The 24,329-nt window shown below is 35.3% G+C and carries 19 protein-coding genes; 13 read left to right on the forward strand and 6 right to left on the reverse strand.

Annotation, left to right across the window (positions count from 1 at the left end; translation table 11 throughout):
• Positions 1-33: 33 nt before the first annotated feature.
• The gene (gene fdhD, locus VF726_RS25610; protein ID WP_429602016.1) at positions 34-840 is read right to left on the reverse strand and encodes a formate dehydrogenase accessory sulfurtransferase FdhD; all 807 of its coding nucleotides are present in this window, start codon (positions 838-840) and stop codon (positions 34-36) included.
• Between the two features lie 300 nt (positions 841-1,140).
• Between fdhD and fdhF the strand changes: the two genes are divergently transcribed.
• From fdhF to VF726_RS25645, 7 genes are all read left to right on the forward strand, one after another.
• Positions 1,141-4,077 carry a formate dehydrogenase subunit alpha gene (fdhF, locus tag VF726_RS25615; protein ID WP_440172953.1) on the forward strand — a complete coding sequence of 979 codons (2,937 nt, stop codon included), beginning with the start codon at positions 1,141-1,143 and terminating at the stop codon, positions 4,075-4,077.
• Positions 4,078-4,089: 12 nt separating this feature from the next.
• Positions 4,090-4,572 (forward strand): DUF1641 domain-containing protein, encoded by a 483-nt coding sequence (locus VF726_RS25620; protein WP_440172954.1) that lies wholly within the window; start codon positions 4,090-4,092, stop codon positions 4,570-4,572.
• Positions 4,573-4,728: 156 nt separating this feature from the next.
• Positions 4,729-6,600 (forward strand): glycerophosphoryl diester phosphodiesterase membrane domain-containing protein, encoded by a 1,872-nt coding sequence (locus VF726_RS25625; RefSeq protein ID WP_440172955.1) that lies wholly within the window; start codon positions 4,729-4,731, stop codon positions 6,598-6,600.
• Positions 6,601-6,970: 370 nt separating this feature from the next.
• Entirely contained in the window at positions 6,971-8,104 is a 1,134-nt protein-coding gene (gene ald, locus VF726_RS25630; protein ID WP_001219741.1) for an alanine dehydrogenase, read from the forward strand.
• Between the two features lie 103 nt (positions 8,105-8,207).
• The gene (locus VF726_RS25635) at positions 8,208-9,623 is read left to right on the forward strand and encodes an amino acid permease (RefSeq protein ID WP_048528679.1); all 1,416 of its coding nucleotides are present in this window, start codon (positions 8,208-8,210) and stop codon (positions 9,621-9,623) included.
• A 267-nt stretch (positions 9,624-9,890) separates the two neighbouring features.
• A complete protein-coding gene (locus VF726_RS25640) occupies positions 9,891-10,268 on the forward strand; it encodes an ArsR/SmtB family transcription factor (RefSeq protein WP_440172956.1) in 378 nt (125 codons plus the stop codon).
• 21 nt (positions 10,269-10,289) lie between these two features.
• Complete coding sequence (locus VF726_RS25645) at positions 10,290-12,656, forward strand: heavy metal translocating P-type ATPase (protein WP_440172957.1); 2,367 nt, start codon at positions 10,290-10,292, stop codon at positions 12,654-12,656.
• A 351-nt stretch (positions 12,657-13,007) separates the two neighbouring features.
• Here the strand turns inward: VF726_RS25645 and VF726_RS25650 are convergent, their stop codons facing one another.
• A complete protein-coding gene (locus tag VF726_RS25650) occupies positions 13,008-14,471 on the reverse strand; it encodes a nicotinate phosphoribosyltransferase (protein ID WP_440172958.1) in 1,464 nt (487 codons plus the stop codon).
• Positions 14,472-14,670: 199 nt separating this feature from the next.
• On the opposite strand from VF726_RS25650, the gene VF726_RS25655 reads away from it, so the two are divergent.
• The 3 genes from VF726_RS25655 to VF726_RS25665 all read left to right on the forward strand — a co-directional run bounded on the left by VF726_RS25655 (position 14,671) and on the right by VF726_RS25665 (position 17,933).
• A complete protein-coding gene (locus VF726_RS25655; RefSeq protein ID WP_440172959.1) occupies positions 14,671-15,948 on the forward strand; it encodes a tetratricopeptide repeat protein in 1,278 nt (425 codons plus the stop codon).
• Positions 15,945-16,073 (forward strand): NprX family peptide pheromone, encoded by a 129-nt coding sequence (locus tag VF726_RS25660; RefSeq protein WP_087983415.1) that lies wholly within the window; start codon positions 15,945-15,947, stop codon positions 16,071-16,073. The genes VF726_RS25655 and VF726_RS25660 overlap by 4 nt, the downstream gene beginning before the upstream one ends.
• A 168-nt stretch (positions 16,074-16,241) precedes the next feature.
• Positions 16,242-17,933, forward strand: coding sequence for a M4 family metallopeptidase (locus VF726_RS25665; protein ID WP_440172960.1), 1,692 nt, complete (start codon positions 16,242-16,244; stop codon positions 17,931-17,933).
• A 62-nt stretch (positions 17,934-17,995) separates the two neighbouring features.
• On the opposite strand, the gene VF726_RS25670 is transcribed toward VF726_RS25665, so the two are convergent.
• Positions 17,996-18,544 carry a TVP38/TMEM64 family protein gene (locus VF726_RS25670; protein ID WP_440172961.1) on the reverse strand — a complete coding sequence of 183 codons (549 nt, stop codon included), beginning with the start codon at positions 18,542-18,544 and terminating at the stop codon, positions 17,996-17,998.
• Between the two features lie 377 nt (positions 18,545-18,921).
• Here VF726_RS25670 and VF726_RS25675 point away from each other — a divergent pair, with 377 nt between their 5' ends.
• A complete protein-coding gene (locus tag VF726_RS25675) occupies positions 18,922-19,440 on the forward strand; it encodes an RNase A-like domain-containing lipoprotein (RefSeq protein WP_440172962.1) in 519 nt (172 codons plus the stop codon).
• A 15-nt stretch (positions 19,441-19,455) separates the two neighbouring features.
• Positions 19,456-19,728: a hypothetical protein gene (locus tag VF726_RS25680; protein ID WP_440172963.1), complete on the forward strand. Its 273-nt coding sequence runs from the start codon at positions 19,456-19,458 to the stop codon at positions 19,726-19,728.
• Positions 19,729-19,928: 200 nt separating this feature from the next.
• On the opposite strand, the gene VF726_RS25685 is transcribed toward VF726_RS25680, so the two are convergent.
• The 3 genes from VF726_RS25685 to VF726_RS25695 form a co-directional block, all read right to left on the reverse strand.
• The gene (locus VF726_RS25685) at positions 19,929-21,191 is read right to left on the reverse strand and encodes a VanW family protein (RefSeq protein ID WP_440172964.1); all 1,263 of its coding nucleotides are present in this window, start codon (positions 21,189-21,191) and stop codon (positions 19,929-19,931) included.
• Between the two features lie 234 nt (positions 21,192-21,425).
• Entirely contained in the window at positions 21,426-22,442 is a 1,017-nt protein-coding gene (locus tag VF726_RS25690) for an LCP family protein (RefSeq protein WP_440172965.1), read from the reverse strand.
• Between the two features lie 187 nt (positions 22,443-22,629).
• Positions 22,630-23,808, reverse strand: coding sequence for a NupC/NupG family nucleoside CNT transporter (locus VF726_RS25695; RefSeq protein ID WP_440172966.1), 1,179 nt, complete (start codon positions 23,806-23,808; stop codon positions 22,630-22,632).
• A gap of 91 nt (positions 23,809-23,899) precedes the next feature.
• Between VF726_RS25695 and gloA2 the strand changes: the two genes are divergently transcribed.
• Positions 23,900-24,286, forward strand: a complete 387-nt coding sequence (gloA2, locus tag VF726_RS25700) for an SMU1112c/YaeR family gloxylase I-like metalloprotein (RefSeq protein WP_440172967.1) — start codon at positions 23,900-23,902, stop codon at positions 24,284-24,286.
• Positions 24,287-24,329: the final 43 nt, after the last annotated feature.

A 24,329-nucleotide genomic window follows, 5' to 3' on the forward strand; every position in this document is an offset into this window, starting at 1 on the left:
TAACTAAAATAACTCCTCAATTGAGGAGTTATTTTAGTTATTCGATTGATAACCATCAATTCGATGTGGATGTGTGTAAATATTACAAGATTCATTTCTAATAAATCCTACGACTGTAATGCCTAAATCGTGAGCAAGTTGCAATGCTAATTTTGTTGGAGCAGATTTAGATAGAACAATTTCACATCCGATTTTTGAAACTTTAAGTAAAATTTCGGATGAAATACGTCCGCTAAATGCAATGATTTTTCCTTTAACAGATATATCGTTGCGCAAACAATGACCATATATTTTATCTAATGCATTATGTCTGCCAATATCCATTCTTGATAGGAGGATATTGTTTCGATCACATAGTGCGGTATTGTGAACACCGCCGGTTTGGCGAAAGGTAGTGGAAGATTGTTGTAACGTATTCATTAAGTAAAAGCATTCTTCAGGAGTAATTTTCACGTGTATATCATGTAAATCTTTTGCTTTTGCCGCATCGTTTACGAAAATAAAACCTTGTCTACCTTTTCCGCAGCAAGAAGTGATGTATCGTTTATTATATAAAGTTTGATAGAGTGGATTTACTTTTGATGAGGTTACATGGACAATTCCGTTATCTTTTTGAACCCATATTTCTTCAACATCTTTATAGGAAGAAATAATTCCTTCAGAAATTAAAAAACCAATTACCATATCTTCGATGTAATTTGGTGTACATACGACTGTTACATATTCCTCACCGTTTAATTTAATAGTAATAGGAGATTCTGTAACAATCTCATCCAGTTGTTTTGAAAATGTACCAGATTGATAGCGTACAACTGTATAAGTCTCTTGCGTAGGCCCCATATAAAATCCCCCTTTTAAATGTATTTCTCTCCCATATTTATCATAAAACAATGGGGAAATAAAAACACCTATTAGGAAGAAAATCACAGATTATTTTGGTTATTATTGTATATGTACGATATAATAGAACTGTAGAATAGTGATATTTTCAAGCTTTCGTAGTTATACCTTATAACATCTAGAATCGACTTCATAAGAAAAGTATTTGGACAGAGCGTTTCAAAAATATGTACAGTAATGCGATTTTGAAAACGGATTCATAATTGTGTTGTACAGTTGGTTGTAAGGAGAGGGGAAACTATGGCAGAACAGACAGTCCGTGTAACCGTGGATGGTAAAGAATTTTCCACATCAGGTGAAAAGACAATACTACAATTATTTAACGAGAGTAATTTGGAACATCCTCAAATTTGTCATGTACCAGAAGTAGATCCAATTCAAACTTGTGATACGTGTATTGTAGAAGTAGATGGGAAGTTAATGCGTGCTTGTTCAACGAAGCTCGAGAATGGTATGCATATTGAAAGACAGTCACAGCGTGCAAAAGAGGCACAGACTGAGGCAATGGATCGAATATTAGAGAATCATTTATTGTATTGTACCGTTTGTGATAACAATAATGGTAACTGTAAAGTTCATAACACCGTACATATGATGGGAATTGAAGAACAGAAATATCCGTATGAGCCGAAAGTAAGTGCTTGTGAAGTGGATATGTCACATCCATTTTATCGGTATGATCCAAATCAATGTATTGCTTGTGGACAGTGTGTAGAAGTATGTCAAAACTTACAGGTTAATGAAACTATATCGATAGACTGGAACTTAGATCGCCCACGTGTTATATGGGATAGTGGTGTAAGCATTAATGACTCATCTTGTGTAAGTTGCGGGCAGTGTGTAACAGTATGTCCATGTAATGCGTTAATGGAAAAATCAATGTTAGGTGAAGCTGGGTTCATGACAGGATTAAAACCAGATGTGTTAGATCCGATGATTGATTTTGTAAAGGATGTAGAGCCTGGATATAGTAGTATTTTAGCGGTTTCAGAAGTAGAGGCTGCGATGCGTAAGACGAAAGTTAATAAAACAAAAACAGTTTGTACATTTTGTGGTGTCGGTTGTTCCTTCGAAGTATGGACGAAAGATCGCCATATATTAAAAGTGCAACCTGTTTCAGATGCACCGGTTAATGGTATTTCTACATGTGTAAAAGGTAAATTTGGATGGGATTTTGTAAATAGTGAAGATCGAATTACGAAGCCATTAATTCGCCAAGGAGATATGTTTGTTGAAGCTTCATGGGAAGAAGCATTAGAAGTTGTTGCTTCTAACATGCAGCATATTAAATCTGAATACGGTAGCGATGCATTTGGATTTATTTCTTCTTCAAAAGTAACAAATGAAGAGAATTACCTTATGCAAAAACTAGCTCGCCAAATATATGGCACGAATAATGTAGACAACTGTTCTCGTTATTGTCAATCTCCAGCAACAGACGGTTTATTTAAAACTGTCGGTATGGGTGGGGATGCTGGAACAGTGAAAGATATAGCTGAAGCAGGTCTTGTCATTATCGTTGGTGCGAATCCAACAGAAGGACATCCTGTACTTGCGACGAGAGTAAAACGTGCTCATAAATTACACGAGCAAAAACTGATCGTAGCAGACCTTCGTAAACATGAAATGGCAGAGCGTGCGGATTTATTTATTCATCCGCGCCAAGGTACGGATTACGTATGGCTTGCTGGTATTACGAAATATATTATTGATCAAGATTGGCACGATAAAAAGTTTTTAGCTGAAAATGTGAAGAACTTTGATGAATACAGCAAAATGTTAGAAAAGTATACGCTTGATTATACAGAAGAAATTACGGGGATTTCAAAAGAAAAACTGAAAGAAATGGCTCGTATGGTATATGAAGCTGATGGTACTTGTGTACTTTGGGGAATGGGTGTAACGCAAAATACAGGAGGAAGTACAACATCTGCAGCAATTTCAAATTTACTGCTTGTTACGGGTAACTATCGTCGTCCTGGTGCAGGTGCATATCCATTACGTGGACATAATAACGTACAAGGTGCTTGTGATATGGCAACATTACCAAACTGGCTTCCTGGTTATCAAGCAGTATCAGATGATACGCTTCGTGCGAAGTTTGAAAAAGCATACGGCACAACTATTCCGAAAGCACCAGGATTAAACAATATTGCAATGTTACTTGCGGCAGAAGAAGGAAAACTACGTGGTATGTATGTCATGGGTGAAGAAATGGCTTTAGTCGATTCAAATGCGAACCATGTGCAACATATTTTAGCAAACTTAGACTTCCTTGTTGTTCAAGATATGTTCTTATCAAAAACAGCTCGTTTCGCCGATGTTATTTTACCAGCGGCACCAAGTTTAGAAAAAGAAGGAACGTTTACGAATACAGAGCGCCGTATTCAAAGATTATATGAAGTATTGAAACCGCTTGGTGATTCAAAACCAGACTGGTGGATTTTACAAAAAGTTGCTCGTGCACTAGGCGGGGATTGGAATTACGAAAATCCAAGTGAAATTATGGACGAAATTGCGTCACTTGCACCGTTATACTCTCAAGCAACGTACGACCGTCTAGAAGGCTGGAATAGTTTATGTTGGGGTAGTCATGATGGTAGTGATACACCGCTATTATATGTAGATGGATTTAACTTCCCAGATAAACTTGCTCGTTTATCATTAGATGAATGGGTACCACCGGTTGTAGCGCCAGATGAGTATGATTTACTGTTAAATAATGGACGCATGCTAGAACATTTCCATGAAGGGAATATGACGAATAAATCAGCTGGTATTTTATCTAAAGTATCTGAAGTATTCGTTGAAATTTCACCTGAACTCGCTATAGAGCGCAATGTGAAAGATGGTGGTCTTGTAGAATTAGCATCACCATTTGGAAAAATTAAAGTACAAGCGCTTATTACTGACCGTGTAACGGGGAAAGAGCTATATTTACCGATGCATGCAACGATAAATGAAGAAGCGATTAATATTTTAACTGGGACGGCAACAGACTTGTATACGTGTACACCGGCGTATAAACAAACGATGGTGAAAATGCGTGTATTACGTGAGAAAGGAAACCGTCCGTTACCATCTTCAAACCCGCGAGATAAACAGCGTAATCCGCAAAATGGTGTTGAAATCGAGCAAAAATGGCAAAGAAAACAATACGTATCACTTGTGGACTAGGGGGCGGAGATAGTGGCGAAGGAAATTACGTTAATTAAAAAGAAAGTTGTAACAGAGGAAGAACAGAAACGGCAAGTAGCAGATGAACTTCTAAATGAGCTATCTAATAATCGTGAAGCAGTAGAAGAAACGATGCAGCTTTTAGCACAGTTGCAGAAGGCTGGTATATTAGATGCGGCGATTAGTTTACTTGCTGCGAAGGAAGATGTTTCAAAAATTGCTGTGGAGCAATTAAATCGTGAACCAGTTAAAAATGCACTCAACAACATGATGGGGGCGGGGGAAGCACTATCCGCAGTTGACCCAGAAGTAACGAAGCAAATCACATCGAGTTTAGTCACTGGATTGCAATTTGCAACAGATGAATTAAATAGTGGTAAAAAAACAAAAGTAATGGATTTCTTTAAAGTGTTAAAAGATCCAGATATCAATAGAGCCATTACATTCGGTTTTAGCTTCTTGAAAGCATTTGGACAAGGGTTAGAGAAAAAATAGAGTGAAATGAAAAAGTGATGGGAAGTAGCCATCACTTTTTTCATTGTATGTATAAGAGTGTTCATGTTAGGCGGAATATATTATTATTAAAAAGATGGATTAGAAATGGAAATATGGAATCCATCTCAAATATCGTTTTAGAATGTGGAGGAATATATGCAACACCGTAAAAGACTATCTATACCAGGAGTAATGAGACATTCCTTTCAAACTGTTAGATTTGCTTTTTGGAATGTGTTAACATTCCAACTTGCTTATAAATTGTTAGCAGCGATTGTGTTTATCCCACTTTTCGGTATTATTTTCAATAAGTTGTTGTACTTTGGTGGGTATGCAAATGCAACAAATGATGAGTTATTAGCATTTTTAAAAACACCATACGGGATTTTGGCGATTGTAATTTTATCTATATTGGCATTGTTTCTTATCTTTACAGAGTTTGCAGTACTTATTATCATTTCGTACTTCGCTCATAAAAGGCAAAAGGTGAGATTACGTCCAATTCTGTATAAAACAGTAACGTATTTACCTTCCCTGTTTACATATTGCTTACCTGGATTTGTTTTGTATGCAGTTGTACTATTACCACTATTAAGTATGGGGTATAAATCTGCATTGATTCCTGAAATTCAAATTCCTAATTTTATTACAGGTGAACTATTTAAGACAACGATGGGGCAAGTTGGGTATTATACATTCTTTGCTGTAGTTGCCTATTTAAATCTTCGTTGGATTTTTGTTTTACCTATTATTGTTTTAGAGGAAAAGCCGTTTCGCACGGCAGCACGCAAAAGCGCAAACTTAGTAAAAGAAAGCTTCTTTAAAGTATTGTTCTTTTTAGTAGGTTTTTTCATATCTGTAGGAATCGTCTTTCTTTTATGTGTAGGAATTTATTTGCTTTGTCTGTGGGGAGTATATGAATTTACAAACCCCGAAGGGACATTTGCACTACTAGCAGAGTCAACTATTTCAGTCTTCTTAACGAGTACATTGTATCTATTTAGCTTTATTATGACGCCGTTTTATATTATGGCGTTAACAAGGTTGTATTTACAAAAGGTTCCAGTTGAAGATGTTTTATTAGAAGAAGGATTAGATTATTCGAAAACAAAAGCAGATAAATGTTTCTTCCAAAAACATCGTTGGAAATTTATTGGTGTATATATTGTAGGAATTATTACGGCGGGAATGGTAGTTGCCTTCATTGTGACCTTTATTACAAACACATATAAAGAGCCAATTATTATGGCTCATCGTGGTTATATTTCAAAAGGTGTAGAGAATACGAAAGAAGCTGTGCAGGGGGCTATTGATGCGAAAGCAGATTATGCTGAAATTGATGTACTGCAAACGAAAGACGGTGAACTAGCAGTTATACATGATTTGAAGCTAAAACGTCTTGCTAATGCTAACGTTCATGTGTCAGATTTAACGATGGACGAGTTAAGGCAGCTTACTCTTAGTCAAGATGGTTTTTCAGGACAAATCAGTACACTTGATGAAATCATTAAGCTGGCAAAGGGTAAAATCAAACTCAATATTGAAGTGAAGCTTCATGGGGGCGAAAAAGACTTTGTAAACAAAGTATTAAAAGCGATTAAAGACAATGAATTTGAGAAGCAATGTGTCATTCAAACGTTACACTATCCGCTTATAAAAGAATTTAAGCGTGCAAATCCAAATATAAAAGTAGGATATATACTGTATGCAAGTAGAGCTCACTTAAAGAATGTGAAGGCTGATTTTTATGTAGCAGAAGAATATATGTTAAATAAGAAATTAGTAAAAGAAGCAAGGAAGTTAAACAAGCCAATTTACGTATGGACAGTAAATGATATGGAAAGTTTAAAGGGATATTATAAATTAAATGTAGATGGTATCATTACCGATTATCCTGAATCGGCACGTGAAACAATTAAGATGTTAAAAGAGCAAGAAGCGGAAGAAAGTGATCTGTTTGATAAAATTACTGAAACAACAGATGATTTATTTTCTAAGTTATTTATCAGTTACCCAGCTGCTGGCTAAATGCCCGCAGCTGTTTTTTTTATGAAAAGAATATATCCCTAAAGTATTGTGCAAATTAATAACTGTATATGTATACGGCATCATTGGTGTTTTTTACATTGTTACATTATTGTCGAATAATAAATGATTGAGGCGTATTTTTCAGGAGTATAATAAAAATAGAGTGATAGATAGTGAAATGTAACGAAGATGTTAATAGAATCAATGTTCCATATATTTACACTATTCTAAATATATAAACTTTAAAAAAATGATATGTTAGCGTTTTCATAACTTTTAAGTTATGCTAGAATAAGGACATAAGTTATTAATTATTACAAAAAGAAAAAAGACTTTCTTTTTTCTGTTAATTATAAGGGGGCATTTCATTATGCGTATTGGGGTACCAGCAGAAATTAAAAACAACGAAAACCGTGTGGCAATGACACCAGCAGGTGTTGTACATTTAATTCGTAACAATCACGAAGTATTCATTCAAAAGGGTGCAGGTTTAGGATCTGGTTTCACAGATGCTCAGTATGTTGAAGCAGGAGCAAAAATCGTTGATACAGCTGAAGAAGCTTGGAACATGGAAATGGTTATGAAAGTTAAGGAACCAATTGAAAGCGAATACAAACACTTCAGTGAAGGTTTAATCTTATTCACATACTTACACTTAGCTCCAGAGCCAGAATTAACAAAAGCATTAATCGAGAAGAAAGTTGTTGCAATTGCATATGAAACAGTACAATTAGAAAACCGTTCTCTACCATTACTTGCACCTATGAGTGAAGTAGCTGGTCGTATGGCTGCACAAATTGGTGCACAATTCCTTGAGAAAAACAAAGGCGGTAAAGGTATCTTACTTGCAGGTGTTCCAGGGGTTAAACGTGGTAAAGTAACAATCATCGGTGGTGGACAAGCTGGTACAAATGCTGCTAAAATTGCAGTTGGACTAGGTGCGGATGTAACAATCATCGACTTAAGTGCAGAACGTCTTCGTCAATTAGATGACATTTTCGGAAACCAAGTAAAAACTTTAATGTCTAATCCTTACAATATTGCAGAAGCTGTAAAAGAGTCTGATCTTGTAATCGGTGCAGTATTAATCCCAGGTGCAAAAGCGCCAAAACTTGTAACAGAAGAAATGATTAAATCAATGGAACCAGGTTCTGTTGTTGTAGATATCGCGATTGACCAAGGTGGTATTTTCGAAACAACTGACCGTATTACAACTCATGATAACCCAACTTACGAAAAACACGGCGTTGTTCATTATGCAGTTGCAAACATGCCAGGTGCGGTTCCACGTACATCAACTCTTGCATTAACAAACGTAACAGTACCATATGCAGTACAAATTGCTAACAAAGGCTACAAAGAAGCTTGCCTAGGCAACTCTGCGTTACTAAAAGGTATTAACACATTAGATGGCTATGTAACATTTGAAGCAGTTGCAGAAGCTCACGGTGTAGAGTACAAAGGTGCTAAAGAATTATTAGAAGCAGAAACAGTATCTTGCTAATAGAAGCATTATACAAAACAAAATCGAACAATATATAAACCAACATGATAAGAGCTAAGAGTGAATATCTCTTAGCTCTTCTTGGCAAAAGGGGGCATACATCGTGGCCAACCTATTTAAAAAGAAATCCGTTACGCAATTGTTAGGGGAAAGTAAAAGTAAAACTTTAACGAAAACGCTAGGGGCATTTGACCTAACAATGCTAGGGATTGGTGCGATAATCGGTACAGGAGTACTAGTATTAACAGGATTAGTAGCAGCAAGAGATGCTGGTCCAGCAGTTATTTTTTCATTCATGATTGCAGCGATCGTTTGTGGATTTGCAGCACTATGTTATGCAGAAGTTGCATCTACACTTCCGGTTTCAGGTAGTGTATACACATATTCATATGCGACAATTGGTGAGTTTATTGCCCACCTAATGGGATGGACATTACTATCTGTATATGTCGTAACAACTGCCGCAGTAGCTGGTGGATGGACAGGTTATTTCAATAACTTAGTGAGTGGATTTGGATTAGAAATTCCAACAGAGCTGTTAAAGATTCCATCACAAGGTGGGATTGTTAATTTACCAGCAGTCGTTATTACATTAGTTTTAACTTGGTTACTATCAAGAGGTACGAAAGAAAGTAAGCGTGTGAATAACATAATGGTATTAATTAAAATTGGTATCGTTGTTTTATTCATTGCAGTTGGTGCGTTTTACGTACAACCAGAAAACTGGACACCATTTATGCCATACGGTATTAGCGGAGTCTTTGCCGGAGGGGCAGCAGTATTCTTTGCTTTCTTAGGATTTGATGCATTAGCAACTTCTGCTGAAGAAGTAAAAAATCCACAACGTGATTTACCAATTGGTATTATTGCTTCGTTAGTTATTTGTACAATCATTTATGTTGTAGTTTGTCTTGTTATGACAGGTATGGTTTCTTATAAAGAATTAGATGTACCAGAAGCTATGGCATATGTGCTTGAGGTTGTAGGACAAGATAAAGTAGCAGGTGTAATCGCAGTTGGAGCTGTAATTGGTATTATGGCTGTAATCTTTGCTTACATTTATGCAACAACACGTGTATTCTTCGCGATGAGCCGTGATGGTTTATTACCAAAATCATTTGCGAAAATTAATAAGAAAACAGAAGCGCCAGTATTCTCAACTTGGTTAACAGGTATTGGTAGTGCTTTAATTGCTGGATTTGTCGATTTAAAAGAATTGTCAAATTTAGCGAATATTGGAGCGTTATTAACATTTGCGATGGTTGGTGTGTCAGTTATTATTCTTCGTAAAACACATCCGAATTTAAAACGTGGCTTTGTGGTACCACTTGTACCAACGCTACCGCTTATTTCAATCGCATGTTGTCTATTCTTAATGTTTAACCTACCGTTAACAACATGGATCTACTTCGGTATTTGGTTAGCAATTGGAGTAGTTGTATACTTTGTTTATTCGAAAAAACATAGTCATTTAAAAGACGATGGAAGTTCGCAGGATAATTTAGAACAAGCTAATTAAAAGCTTAATTAAAAGGGATATAAGTATAGTAAGCCTTGTGCGTCTAGGGAGCGCGCAAGGCTTTTTTCTTTTGGGTAAAATGTACATTCTTTTTTGTATGAGAATGTAATGGATGCGGAAAATATGTGTAAGCCTTATTAAAATGTGAACGAAATGTTCGAAAAAATGTATGAGATTTCATTGACACATATGAATGATCGCTCATATAATAAGAGTATAAGATATATGAATGATTGTTCATATGTTCAAATGAAGAGGTGAGCTATAATGGCTGGAAATAAAGTAGAAACACAACAAGAGACATGTTCTCAAACGATAATTCATGAAGAAGTTGTTGACCAAGTAAAACAAACAATTCCAACTGATGAAAGTTTAAGTAAAGTAGCAGAATTATTTAAAGTATTAGGCGATCGTACACGTACGAGAATATTACATGCGTTATTTGAAGCTGAAATGTGTGTTTGTGATTTGGCGTATTTATTAGGAATGACACAATCATCTATTTCACATCAGCTCCGTGTGTTAAAGCAAGCGAAACTTGTAAAGAATCGTAAAGAAGGAAAGGTCGTTTATTATTCGTTAGCTGACCAGCACGTAATTCATATCTTCGAGCAAGCGTTTGAACACGTAAACGAGGAAGAATAAAAAACGCGAGGAGGGAGAACGATGGCTGAAGCATTAGTGAAAAAGAAACTGATGTTAGAAGGTTTAGATTGTGCGAACTGTGCAATGAAAATTGAAAAAGGTGTTGGAAATATAGAAGGAGTAAATTCTTGCTCTGTAAATTTCGCGACAAAAACAATGATTTTAGAGACAGCACAAAATAAAGAAAGCGAAGTTGTTACAGAAGCAAAACAACTCGTTACAAAATTAGAACCGCACATTAAAGTACAAGAAGAAAAAAGCACAAAAGTAGCAAAAGAAGTGTTTATATTAGAAGGTTTAGATTGTGCAAACTGTGCGATGAAGATTGAAAATAAAGTGAAAGAAATGCCGACTGTTTCAGCAGCAACTGTTGATTTTGTATCAAAGAAATTACGAGTAGAAGTTGCGAATAAAAGAGAATTAGAAGCGACTGTAGCAAATATAATAAATGTCGTACAAAAGTTAGAACCAGATGTGAAAGTTGTTCGTGAAGAAAAAGGTGGTCATGACCACGGACATAGTCACGACCATGGTGAAGCTAATGTGAAAAAGATGATAGGGCGATTAGTAGTCGGTGGAATTTTGACAGGAATTGCTGCCTTAGCTGATTTACCACAAATGATAACAATTCCATTATTCGTCCTTGCGTATTTATTAATAGGTGGAGATATCGTTTGGAGAGCGATAAGAAACATAACTCGCGGCCAAGTGTTCGATGAAAACTTTTTAATGGCAATTGCAACTGTAGGAGCTTTTGCGATTCAGCAATATTCAGAAGCCGTTGCGGTAATGTTATTTTATCAAGTAGGGGAACTATTCCAAAGTATTGCGGTAAATCGTTCTCGAAAATCAATTACGTCATTAATGGATATTCGTCCTGATTATGCGAATGTGAAGATTGGGAATGAAACGAAACAAGTATCACCAGAAGATGTGCAAATCGGCGATTATATTATTGTGAAGCCAGGTGAGAAAGTACCATTAGACGGAAAAGTAGTCGAAGGAACATCGATGATGGATACTTCAGCGTTAACAGGGGAATCTGTACCACGTGAAGTAGAAGTTGGAAATGATGTATTAAGTGGTTTTGTAAATCAAAATGGTGTATTAACAATTGAAGTGACAAAAGAATTTGGTGAATCTACTGTATCAAAAATTTTAGATTTAGTACAAAATGCAAGTAGCAAAAAAGCACCAACAGAAAACTTTATTACGAAGTTTGCACGTTATTATACGCCGGTCGTAGTTATTACAGCAGCGATCATGGCGTTTATTCCACCACTTATTTTAGAAGGCGCTACATTCTCAGAGTGGATTTATAGAGCATTAGTATTCTTGGTTATCTCTTGTCCATGTGCGCTAGTTGTATCCATTCCTCTTGGTTTCTTTGGAGGAATTGGCGGGGCATCTAAAAGTGGTATTTTAGTAAAAGGAAGTAACTATTTAGAAGCATTGAATGATGTGAAGTATATCGTTTTTGATAAAACAGGAACATTAACAAAGGGTGTCTTTAAAGTTACGAAGATGCAGCCAAGTGAAGGTACTACGGCTGAAGAACTATTAGAATATGCAGCATTTGCAGAAGTGTATTCAAATCATCCGATTGCACAATCTATTCGAAATGCATACGGAAAATCAATCGATGAAAATGCTATTGAAGACTATAGTGAAATTTCTGGTCATGGTACGGTTGTAAAAGTACAAGGAAAAGAAATTTTTGCAGGTAATGCGAAATTAATGAGAAAAGAAAACATTACATTTAAGCAACCAGAAACAGTAGGTACACTTGTTCATGTTGCTGTAGATGGGAAATACGCAGGTTATATTGTTATCTCGGATGAGGTAAAAGAAGATTCAAAACAAGCAATTCAAAAGTTAAAAGAATTAGGTATTAAGAAGACAGTCATGTTAACTGGTGATGCAAAACCAGTTGGTGAAGCTGTAGGTAAAGAATTAGGTTTAGATGAAGTTCATGCAGAGTTGCTACCACAACAAAAAGTAGAAGAAATTGAAAAAATCGATGCAGCGAAGCATGGAAAAGAAAAAGTTGCTTTCGTTGGTGATGGTATTAATGATACGCCAGTATTAGCGCGTGCAGACGTCGGGATTGCGATGGGTGGTTTAGGCTCTGACGCAGCAATTGAAGCGGCAGACATCGTTATCATGACTGATGAACCTTCGAAAATCGCGACAGCTGTAAAAATTGCAAAACGTACAAGAAGCATTGTATGGCAAAATATTATATTTGCATTAGGTGTTAAAGGATTAGTTTTATTACTTGGTGCATTCGGTATTGCAACAATGTGGGAAGCGGTATTCTCAGATGTGGGTGTGACGTTAATTGCAGTATTAAATGCAATGCGTGTACTACGAGTGAAAGATTTATAAAAAAGAGGACGCAAACGCGTCCTCTTTTTTAGGTTATTTTGTTGAAATTGACTCAATAAAATAATAACAAATATTATTTTATAAATAAATAACGTAATATTAAAATTTACAAATAAAAAATATTTGTCTTATTACTTTAATATACTTTCCATAAAGATACATAAAGTATTGAAAAAACAGGGAAGAGGGAGCTTCTCTGTTTTTTCCCGCTTTAATGGGCAGTAAGACCCCCACCTCCAAATTCAGCGAAAGCAAAGAAGTTAGGTGGGGTCGGGCTGCCCATTAAAGTCCGATTGGTTCAACTAATAATCAGTGGGGGGGAAGAAAACCCCCACTGATTAAAGTTTCACTTTATTTTTGTATATTTTTTTCAACTTGTTCTCGAACAGTTTGAATGTAATTCATTTTATGATCCCAGCATTCTTGACTTAAATCGACAGGATACTCTTCGGGATTTAAAGTTCTCATATACTCTTCCCAAAATAGCGCGAGACTCTGTTCATTGTATTTTTGAATATCTAATATGTCTGGTAGTTCATATGTTCTTTCACCGTTAACGAAAATATCTTTATGCAGCTCGCGTGCTTCAAAGTTTGTTACAAATTTACTTATATACGTGTGAACAGGGTGAAACATTTTTAATCGTTCTTCTTTTCCTGGTTCTTCAGAATCTAATGCAATATAATCGCCTTCTGCATGATCATTAACTCGATTAATAATGCGATAAATTCGTTTCAGTCCTGGAGTCGTAATTTTTTCAGGGTTAGATGAAATTTTAATTGTATCATTTAACTTTCCATCAGTATCTTCAATCGCAACTAGTTTATATACAGCTCCTAACGCAGGTTGTTCAAAGGACGTAATCAATTTTGTTCCAACGCCCCATACATCAATTTTTGCTCCTTGGGATTTAAGGTGCATAATTGTGTATTCATCTAAATCGCTAGAAGCGATAATTTTTGTATTTGTAAATCCAGCATCATCAAGCAATTTTCTTGCTTTTTTTGATAAATAAGCCATATCACCACTATCAAGGCGAATACCATAAAAATCGATACGATCCCCAAACTCTTTCGCGACGCGAATCGCATTTGGAACACCTGATTTTAAAGTGTCGTATGTATCAACGAGAAAGACGCATTTTTTATGAGTTTCAGCGTACTTTTTAAACGCGATATATTCATCGCGATATGCTTGGACGAAAGAGTGGGCGTGTGTGCCGGCTACGGGTATTCCGAAGCGCTTCCCGGCCCGTACGTTACTCGTAGAGGAGAAACCGCCAATAAAGGCAGCGCGTGTGCCCCAAAGGGCTGCATCGAACTCGTGGGCACGCCGTGTGCCGAACTCTAAAAGTTCATCATTATTTGCAGCGTGCTTCATACGAGCTGCTTTTGTTGCAATTAATGTTTGGTAATTCACAATGTTTAACAGGGCAGTTTCAATAATTTGTGCTTCGCCGAGCGGTGCATCGACACGTAATAAAGGCTCGTTATTAAATACAACTTCACCTTCTTGCATACTTCGAATCGTCCCAGTGAATTTCATATTTTGTAAATACTGAAGGAATTCTTCTTCAAATTGTAATTCTGCTAAATAAGCGATATCGCTCTCTGTAAAGCTGAAGTTTTCTATGTACTCTACAATCTTTTCAAGGCCAGCAAAAACAGCATAACCGTTCTCGAATGGAAGCTTTCGAAAGTATAAATCAAACACCGAGCGGCGATTGTGAATACCATCTTTCCAATATGTATAAGCCATATTTATTTGATATAAATCTGTATGTAAGGCATAGCTATCGTCTTTATAATAAGTCATCGCGAAAACACCTCCATAATTTGGTTATAGTATACCAATTTTTCAACGCTCGTAGCAAAGAATGGATATGAAAGTATAGTCAAGAGGGAAAAAAATGAAATATTGCATATTTTTTAGAAAATTAACATTTATCAATTTATATTTCTCAAGATTTTATGTATTATTAGAGTAATGGGGGTAATGAGAATGGAGGAGGACAATGCAACAAACATTAGAAAAAATAGGCAAACAAGTCTTTTATAAACGGCTACAGCAAAAAATGACACAAGAAGAATTATGTCAGGGCATTTGTTCTGTCTCATACTTAAGTAAAATCGAAAACGGAAAGATCGAAGCATCAGAAGAAATTCTACAATTGCTCTGCACAAGGTTAGAAATTGCCGTGACGGATTTGAGAGATGTAGAGGAAGATGTGAAGGGGAAGCTGGATGAATGGCTAAATGCATTAATTCGTTTGGATAAGGCGCAGATTGAACGCATACGTAATGAATTGGAATATGATATGCAAAGTGTTCTAGATTTTGAAATCATAAATTATTATAAACTACTTAATATACGCTATTTACTGATGAAAAGAGATTTACCAGCAATCGCAGAAGAATTAGAGAAGCTTAAGAAGGCATATAAGAAATTTTCACCTTTTCAGAAGTTATTATATACGTATAGTAAGGGGTTATTATGCTGTTTACAATATAAGTGGAAAAAAGGATTAGAGGATTTACTTGAGACAGAGATCATGGCTAAAGAACTTGGATATCATGAGACAGGAATTTATTATAATATTGCACTTACTTATAGTCACTTGGAAATTCAGCATCTTACTTTACATTTTGCAAATATCGCATTAGAGGCATTTAGGAATGAGTATAAATTTCGAAATGTGATAAATTGTCAAATTCTCATTGCATTGAGTTATGCAGAGCAAGGGCAATATGAAGAAGCTTTAAAAATGTATGAGAATATATTGAGGGAAGCGGAGGCTTTTGCAGATAAAGATGTTCTGATGTCTATTACTCTAAGTAATATGGGCAATATATATTACAAAAAGAAAAAATATCAGCAAGCAAAAGAACACTATTTAAAGAGTTTACAACTTCAAAAACAAGTAGATTTAAATTATATAGATACATTATACGAAATGGCACTATCGTGTATTAAATTAGAACAATTTGAAGAAGCAAAAGAATGGATTAATAAAGGTGTTATTGCTGCTAAACGTGAAGAGCGTTTTAATACAAAATTGTATTCGATTCTTATGCTTCAACATAAGTATTTTGAAGAAGCGAAAGAGTACAAAGAATTTTTAGAATTAGAAGCGATACCTTTTTATAAATCAGCAGGAAATAAAATTGAATTAAAGAAAGTATATATAGAACTTGCAGAATATTTTTCTCAATCATTAAAATTTGAGCAAAGTAATCAATATTATAAATTAGTTATTGAAATGTTAGAAGATCATAAGGAGGATGAAAAATGAAAAAAGTAGTAGCTGGAATTTTAACATTGGCAGTAGTGCTCACAATTGTGGGTGGAGTACAATATACGAATAAACCAGATACTTATGCATTAGATGCTAATGCATCGCAAGAAGTAAATTTATAATATTGAAAAACCCCTTTCCAACCGGAAAGGGGTTTTTCAATATTTGTTCCTCAAAATTCTACAATACTTGAGAAAATAATTATTTGAATTTTTAGTATATTAATAGTGAAAACATAATGCTAATATGAAACTACTCTTTTTCAAAAAAATTTATTAGGGGGAAGGTTCATGAAAAAGAAAAGTTTAGCATTAGTGTTAGCGACAGGAATGGCAGTTACAACGTTTGGAGGGACAGGCTCTGCATTTGCGGATTCTAAAAATGTGCTCTCTACGAAGAAGTACAATGAGACAGTGCAGTCACCGGAGTTTGTTTCTGGGGATTTAACTGGAGCAACTGGCAAGAAAGCAGAATCTGTTGTGTTTGATTACTTAAACGCGGCAAAAGGTGATTACAAGCTAGGGGAAAAGAGTGCGCAAGATTCTTTCAAAGTGAAACAAGTGAAGAAAGATGCTGTAACTGATTCAACAGTATTACGTTTGCAACAAGTGTATGAAGGAGTACCTGTATGGGGTTCTACGCAAGTAGCTCACGTAAGTAAAGATGGTTCTTTAAAAGTATTGTCTGGAACAGTTGCGCCTGATTTAGACAAAAAGGACAAGTTGAAAAATAAAAATAAGATCGAAGGCGCAAAAGCAATTGAAATTGCGCAAAAAGATTTAGGGGTTACACCTAAATATGAGGTAGAACCAAAAGCGGACTTATATGTATATCAAAACGGTGAGGAAACAACATATGCATACGTTGTAAATTTAAACTTCTTAGAGCCAAGCCCAGGAAACTACTACTATTTCATTGAAGCAGATAGCGGTAAAGTATTAAATAAATATAATAAACTTGATCATGTAGCAAATGAAGATAAGTCACCAGTTAAGCAAGAGGCACCTAAACAGGAAGCAAAGCCAGCTGTAACAGGAACGAATAAAGTAGGAACTGGTAAAGGTGTATTAGGAGATACAAAGTCGCTTAATACAACGTTATCTGGATCATCTTACTACTTGCAAGATAATACGCGCGGAGCAACGATTTTTACATATGATGCGAAAAATCGTTCAACATTACCAGGAACATTATGGGTAGATGCAGATAATGTTTTCAATGCAGCGTATGATGCAGCGGCAGTAGATGCTCATTACTATGCAGGTAGAACATATGATTATTATAAAGCTACATTTAATAGAAACTCTATTAATGATGCAGGAGCACCATTAAAATCAACAGTTCATTACGGAAGTAAGTATAATAATGCGTTCTGGAATGGCTCACAAATGGTTTACGGAGATGGTGATGGTGTAACATTCACTTCATTATCTGGTGGTATCGATGTAATTGGTCACGAATTAACGCATGCTGTTACGGAATATAGTTCAGATTTAATTTATCAAAATGAATCAGGAGCATTAAATGAAGCGATTTCAGATGTTTTTGGTACATTAGTAGAGTATTATGATAATCGTAACCCAGATTGGGAGATTGGTGAAGATATTTACACGCCTGGTAAAGCAGGAGATGCGCTTCGTTCTATGAGTGATCCAACGAAGTATGGTGATCCAGACCATTATTCTAAGCGCTACACTGGTTCTGGTGATAACGGCGGCGTTCATACGAATAGCGGTATTATTAACAAAGCAGCTTATTTATTAGCGAATGGTGGTACACATTACGGTGTTACTGTAAGTGGTATTGGTAAAGACAAGGTAGGAGCGATTTATTACCGTGCAAACACGCAATATTTCACTCAATCTACTACGTTTAGTCAAGCTCGTGCTGGTTTAGTACAAGCTGCAGCTGATTTATATGGTGCTAATTCTGCAGAGGTAGCAGCAGTGAAGCAATCATATAGTGCTGTTGGTGTAAACTAAGGGTTTAAGGGAAATTATTAATAAAATACTTCAAAAATAAAGAAGGAGCCTATGCTCCTTCTTTATTTTTTTCTCCATTTTTTCCACAAATAATACAATCCAATACAACCTGCGATTGTTACAATCCACTTTGCCTCGTTTGTACCGTTTATAACATGGTATGCAGAATATACTTCAATCAATAAGGACGGTATTTTACCTATTGTACTGGCAATACTGAAGGATAGTAATGGCATTTTGCCTAGAGCCGCAAATAAAGTCACGATACTGGACGGAATGAATGGAATAAAACGAAAAGAGAGGACGAGTAGAAAGGCCTCTCTACCTTCTACGTAAAGAAGACGTTCTACCTTAGGATACTTATTTACTTTATCGTGAGTGAGTTTTTGAAGGCCTATACGATAAATATAAAACGAGATAATAGCACCTAAGGCTTCACCTATGATCGAAATAATGGTTCCGTTCGTTACGCCAAAGAGCTGTATGTTAATAGCGGTCAAAAAAATACTAGGGATAAAACCTAAAAGACTGATGATGATGTTAATTAAGATACTAAGTGGAATTGCGATTGAATAATAGTCTGTTAAGAAGTTTTGAATTGTTTCAGCCATCGTTTAAAATCCTTTATCTTTTTTTGCATTACACCATATTTCCATTGTATAGGCAAGTGCAAATTTACATAATGTAGAAAACGTCGATAAAACACCATTTATATACCTTATAAGGGTATTGGGTATATAAAATTGGGGGTATATTTTAATTTTTAATAAACCACCGAATAAACCTTTTAAATATAGGGTTTATTCGGTGGTTTTAGGGGTGGTTTAACTCGGGAAATAATTAGAAAAACATAGGGGTATATTTATGGGAAGGTCAAAAATAGTGGTTTCATGAAAATTGGTGAGGAATTTAAAAAATGTGTATGTTTTTTCGGTGTGAAATTGACTTTTAGTGGAGTTACGATAATAATCATGAAAGAGGTGATATGATGAAACGAATAAGTAGTCTTTTCTTGAGTAGTTTATTGGCACTAATGCTGATCTTAAGTGGATGTGCAGGAAAAGAACAAAAAACAGAGAAACAAACAGGGAATCAATCGACATCAGTAGAAAAAATTAGTGATAATATTTTAGATGAAATGGAAGGGCCACCTAAAAATGGTCATACGATTGAAAGACATGTAGGCAAATCAGAGGAAGATTTGAAGAATCGCTTGAAGACAGATAAAGTATCAGCGGCAAGTACATACTATGACAAGGAAACAGCAACGAAAGCTGTAAAAGATAGTTTGAAGCAGCATGATAAAGAAATTCAAGATTGGTTAAAAAATTCTAAAGAGGCTCGTCTCGTATTAAATGCAACGCATTCATTCCCGGTTGGAAAAACGGTAATAAAGAAAAATATGAATGTAAAAGACAAGTTAGTAAAAACTGTTACGGTTTTAGCGAGAGATAAGTCAGGAGATTTAGGGTATAAGATCATTACTTCTTATCCATCTGACAAATAAGAAGGGGGAGTACATATGTATACGACATTACAATACTTTCTTAAATCGTACTGTACGTTAAGTGTTCATGAGGATGAAATAGTAGGCGTGATGGAAGAGTTTATAGAGCAAGAAGACGAAGAAATTGTTTTGAAATTACGCGATGAATTACTATATATGAAGAAAAAGGATGCTTGGGAAGAGGCGTGCGTATTAGCTGCGAAGCAAGGGAATCGTATGTGGTCGTTAGAAGAAACGAAAGACCATCTTGCAAACTTTTTATTATTATTGCAAAAGAAAAAGGCGTGAGTAGATCACGCCTTTTTTGTTTTTGAATTTATCCCGCTTTAATGGGCAGTAAGACCCTCACCTCAAAATTCAGCGAGAGCAAAGAAGTTAGGTGAGGGATCAACTGCCCATTAAAGTCCGATTGGTGAGGGCTGATAATCAGTGGGGGATGAACAAAACCCCCACTGATTAAAGTTTCACTTTATCCGTTTGTTAGTGTTTTATTGTTTTGGAGCGCTTTTATATACGCTTTTTGAAATTTGTCCATTAGATATTACTTCACCGTTTTGTGTTACTTTTTTATACGTAACTGCTGTTATTTTATCGTTAGTTCTACTAATTACTTGAGAAGAAACTTCAACATTTTTACCAGTATTTGTACCGAAAATGCGTGTAGTAATACTACCTCCATTTGAAAATGCTTGAATATAAATATGATTGCCTGTATTGTTTTTAAATTTTAAATCTGGACCATAATCTGCCACTGCTGCATCTTGCCCTAGTGGTAAATAATTTACAGGCATAGAATGATTGCTTCGAGAAACAATTCCTAAATCCGCTCTTAAAGCAGCGCTATATAAAGTACTACTAACTTGGCAAACACCTCCGCCTGCACTTTGTATAACTTTACCTTGTGAAAATACAGCAGCGGATTTATAGCCATGTGCAGCATCAGTTACGCCAACGCGGCCATTAAAACTGAACGTTTCATCAGGTGCTACAATAACTCCACTTAAAGTATTAGCTGACTTATTTACGTTAAAGGATTGATTGCCATTACGGCCAGCCATTGGAGTTGAGTATTCAGCGATTACTTCTTTAATCCCCATTTTTTGTATATCTTCTGTAGAGCGTTCAGGTTTTATGAGTGTAACTGGTAATGTAACGTCTGATGTACCAGCAGTGATGGAATTTTTTGTTAATTCAGTTAATTTTCCTTTATCAATTTTTTCTCCATTTTGACTTTGGCTAATATTTACGGTAGAGCCTTCAACTTTTAATTCTGCATTAACAGGATTTTTTAATGTTTCATTATATTTATCCTTCATAAAGCTTTCGTAAGCAGTTGTATTTAATTGAGGTGTTAATTTATAGTCACGTTTTAATTCACCGTTCTCAGCTTGCTTCCGCATTTTGTAACGATTTATTGCGTTGCCTTCTTGTTCTTTAAAGATTTTGTTGATAATATCTTTTTCTTTATAATTTACCCCTAAATCTTTCCATGTGTAAGTTTGTTTATCGTTTTGGAATATGTAGGTAAGGGATTTTTGATCTAATTCAGTTATTTTTTGATTAATAATAGCTTGAATATCTTTTTTATTTTTTCCATCGAGAGAAATACCTTCAAATGTAGTATTGGGTAATGCAGTAGTATCTAATTGATTATTTAGTTTGGATACATATTGATATCCGCCAACACCGCCTACACAAAGTAATATGCCTCCAGCAATTGCAGAACCGATCAGTATTTTACTTAGCTTCATTTATTTCCCCCCAGAAATTTTGGTATAAATATATGTATTACATTTTTTGTATAAAAATGATGAAAATAACATTATGTACGTACTAGTATACTATTATTTTCACTATGTGTGTAATGTTTTTATAAAAAATGTTACACTGTTGTAATAATTGTCTCTTTTTGTCACAATGTGTACGAGAAATATGTTGAAAATTATAATAAAAAGGCTGTCTAGAAAAATCTAGCAGCCTTTTTATTATAATTTTTTATGTTCATTTTTATTCGTAACACCGAGATGTTCTTGTAGCGTTGTCGAAATATTATCGACGCTTTTTTCATTTGGAACGTAATAATAAATACCACCTATATATTTATCAGTACCTTCTACTTGCATTTTATCCATTTTTAAATTGGAATCCATTGAATTTTTTGCAATGGTCATCATATCATCAAAAGTTAAATTTGTTTTTAAGTCTTTATCGACAGCGTCTAATAGACCACCGATTTTATTAATGGAATTAAGAGATAGTGCTTTTTCAGCGATAGCTTCTAAAACAAGCTGTTGTCTTTGACCGCGCATATAATCACTATCGATATGACGAGTTCTAGCTAGTGCTAACGCCTCTTCTCCATTTAAATGTTGACGTCCTTTTTTCAGATGAATTGCATCTGGTTCGTCTTTACTATTTTGTTCTGTAAATTCAACCGGAACATCGACAGTAATACCACCAAGCGAATCAACAATTTTAATAAATGATTTAAAGTTGAATTTTACATAGTAATCAACTGGAACATCTAAAAAGTTTTCTACCGTATCAATTGTGCTATCCACACCACCGAATACGTGCGCATGTGTAATTTTATCGTATTTCTCACGTGATTTAATGTAGACACGTGAGTCACGTGGAATACTGACAAGCTTAACTGATTTATCGTTTTTATTAATTGTGGCAAGTAATAGCGCATCCGTGCGAGTTGCTTTTCCATAATTCTTGTCCCTAATTTCACTTTCATCAACACCCATAATAAGTACGGAAATATTGTCAGTCATAGGTTTCACGGCTTTTTCACGTTTGCTGGATTTATCCCCGCGGCTCAGTTCAGAATAGGCATTACTTAACACAGACTTTGCTTTACTGTATATATGGAAGGAGTAACCTCCTGCTCCAAGTGCTATAATCAGTAATGGAATAAGAAGGAACCAAAGTAGACGTTTTTTCTTTGAGCGTCCTTTTTTGGCTCGGGTATCTTTGTTCATATCGGATTTCATCATTTTTTCTCCTTTAAAACTATCAAAGTGTATACATCTAGAAGCACATTCGAACACATAAAAAATATTGTACGCTAAATAAAAGCGATTGTACATGTATAAAAAATAGATGTCTTGATTATTTATTAAGACATCTATTCGTTATTGTATACAAAAGATAGGGATAAGAAAATGATAAAATTTTACCTAATTACAACATAATGCTTACGATAATTGCAGATAAAATGCTAACGAGAGTAGCTCCGTATAGTAATTTAAGGCCAAATCTGGCAACGACGTTTCCTTGTTCTTCGTTTAATCCTTTTACCGCACCGGAAATAATGCCGATCGAAGAAAAGTTGGCAAAAGAGACGAGGAAGACAGAAATAATACCAACTGTACGAGGAGAAAGGCTATTAGAAATTTTACTAAGGTCCATCATTGCTACAAATTCATTCGTTACAAGCTTCGTTGCCATAATGCTACCAGCTGTGACAATTTCAGAACTTGGTACACCGATAAGGAATGCGACAGGTGCAAATACGTAGCCGATTAATTGCTGGAAAGTAATGCCGAATATAATGAGGAATAGGTCATTAATGCAACTAATTAATGCGACGAATCCGATGAGCATAGCGCCGACAACGATGGCTACGCGAAAGCCATCTAGAATGTATTCTCCAAGCATTTCAAAAAAGCTTTGCTTTTCGTCTTTAATTTCTAAAATATCTTCTTCATCTTTCACGTCGTAAGGGTTAATGATGAGTACGATAATAAAACCGCTAAATAAATTGAGAACGAGTGCGGTTACTACATATTTAGGTTCAATCATTGTCATATAGGCACCTACGATAGACATAGATACAGTTGACATGGCAGAAGCACAAAGTGTATAAAGACGGTGTTTTGGAATTTGAGATAATTGTTTTTTTACTGTAATAAAAACTTCGGATTGGCCGACAATGGCAGAGGCGATAGCGTTGTAAGATTCTAATTTCCCAAGACCATTTATTTTGCTAAGGAAGTAACCGATCCAATGAATAAAAAATGGTAGTATTTTGAAATGTTGTAGTATACCAATTAAGACCGAAATGAAGACAATTGGTAATAATACAGTAAGGAAAAAGGACATTTCACCTTTATTAGCAAGACCGCCAAATACGAAGTTTATACCATCAGCAGCATACTCGAGTAGCTTTGTAAACAGACTGGAAATGACACGAATAAGTATGAGGCCGATTTCTGTATTTAATAATAAATAGGTTAAAATCAACTGTATAATAAGCATGATGAAAATGGGTTTAAATTTAATATGTTTCTTATTGTTGCTAGCAATATAAGCAAGGAAGAAAACAACGATAAGTCCCACGAAAAAAGTAATAAATTTCATAGTAAGCCTCCTAGAAGAGATATTCTGCTATATATGTTTTTCATTTCAAGGGAGAATATGCATCTTTGGTAAAGAAAGGAATAGAGAGAGCATGAATATATGTAGAGTGCACCACGTTGCAATTATTTGTTCGAATTATGAAGCGGCAAAGGATTTTTATACTCGGATATTAGGCTTTAAAGCGATAAATGAAGTATATAGAAAGGAACGAGATTCTTATAAGTTAGATTTATGTGTAGGGGAAGAGTATCAAATTGAATTATTTTCATTTCCAAGTCCGCCTAATCGCCCAAGCTTCCCAGAAGCCGCTGGCCTTAGACATTTAGCATTTGCTGTTACAAATATTGAAGAGGCTGTGAAACATTTAAATCAATGTGGTGTTGAGACTGAGTTGATACGTATGGATGAAATAACCGGGAAAAAATTCGTCTTTTTCCAAGACCCTGATGGCCTACCTTTAGAATTGTATGAGGTTTGAAATTGGTGAATTTTATATAGGGTTGCTTTTGTGTAAATGAAGA

The sequence above is a fragment of the Bacillus sp. Brlt_9 genome, from assembly GCF_051948935.1.
Lineage (GTDB): Bacteria > Bacillota > Bacilli > Bacillales > Bacillaceae_G > Bacillus_A.

What these genes read in the sequence shown, in the direction of transcription:
- VF726_RS25660 (WP_087983415.1), top strand. Translation starts at nt 15,945, where the DNA reads ATGAAAAAAGTAGTAGCTGGAATTTTAACATTGGCAGTAGTGCTCACA.
- ald (WP_001219741.1), top strand. Translation starts at nt 6,971, where the DNA reads ATGCGTATTGGGGTACCAGCAGAAATTAAAAACAACGAAAACCGTGTG.
- VF726_RS25650 (WP_440172958.1), bottom strand. Translation starts at nt 14,471, where the DNA reads ATGACTTATTATAAAGACGATAGCTATGCCTTACATACAGATTTATAT.
- VF726_RS25640 (WP_440172956.1), top strand. Translation starts at nt 9,891, where the DNA reads ATGGCTGGAAATAAAGTAGAAACACAACAAGAGACATGTTCTCAAACG.
- VF726_RS25675 (WP_440172962.1), top strand. Translation starts at nt 18,922, where the DNA reads ATGAAACGAATAAGTAGTCTTTTCTTGAGTAGTTTATTGGCACTAATG.
- VF726_RS25655 (WP_440172959.1), top strand. Translation starts at nt 14,671, where the DNA reads ATGCAACAAACATTAGAAAAAATAGGCAAACAAGTCTTTTATAAACGG.
- VF726_RS25690 (WP_440172965.1), bottom strand. Translation starts at nt 22,442, where the DNA reads ATGATGAAATCCGATATGAACAAAGATACCCGAGCCAAAAAAGGACGC.
- VF726_RS25685 (WP_440172964.1), bottom strand. Translation starts at nt 21,191, where the DNA reads ATGAAGCTAAGTAAAATACTGATCGGTTCTGCAATTGCTGGAGGCATA.
- VF726_RS25670 (WP_440172961.1), bottom strand. Translation starts at nt 18,544, where the DNA reads ATGGCTGAAACAATTCAAAACTTCTTAACAGACTATTATTCAATCGCA.
- VF726_RS25645 (WP_440172957.1), top strand. Translation starts at nt 10,290, where the DNA reads ATGGCTGAAGCATTAGTGAAAAAGAAACTGATGTTAGAAGGTTTAGAT.
- gloA2 (WP_440172967.1), top strand. Translation starts at nt 23,900, where the DNA reads ATGAATATATGTAGAGTGCACCACGTTGCAATTATTTGTTCGAATTAT.
- VF726_RS25680 (WP_440172963.1), top strand. Translation starts at nt 19,456, where the DNA reads ATGTATACGACATTACAATACTTTCTTAAATCGTACTGTACGTTAAGT.
- VF726_RS25665 (WP_440172960.1), top strand. Translation starts at nt 16,242, where the DNA reads ATGAAAAAGAAAAGTTTAGCATTAGTGTTAGCGACAGGAATGGCAGTT.
- fdhF (WP_440172953.1), top strand. Translation starts at nt 1,141, where the DNA reads ATGGCAGAACAGACAGTCCGTGTAACCGTGGATGGTAAAGAATTTTCC.
- VF726_RS25695 (WP_440172966.1), bottom strand. Translation starts at nt 23,808, where the DNA reads ATGAAATTTATTACTTTTTTCGTGGGACTTATCGTTGTTTTCTTCCTT.
- fdhD (WP_429602016.1), bottom strand. Translation starts at nt 840, where the DNA reads ATGGGGCCTACGCAAGAGACTTATACAGTTGTACGCTATCAATCTGGT.
- VF726_RS25625 (WP_440172955.1), top strand. Translation starts at nt 4,729, where the DNA reads ATGCAACACCGTAAAAGACTATCTATACCAGGAGTAATGAGACATTCC.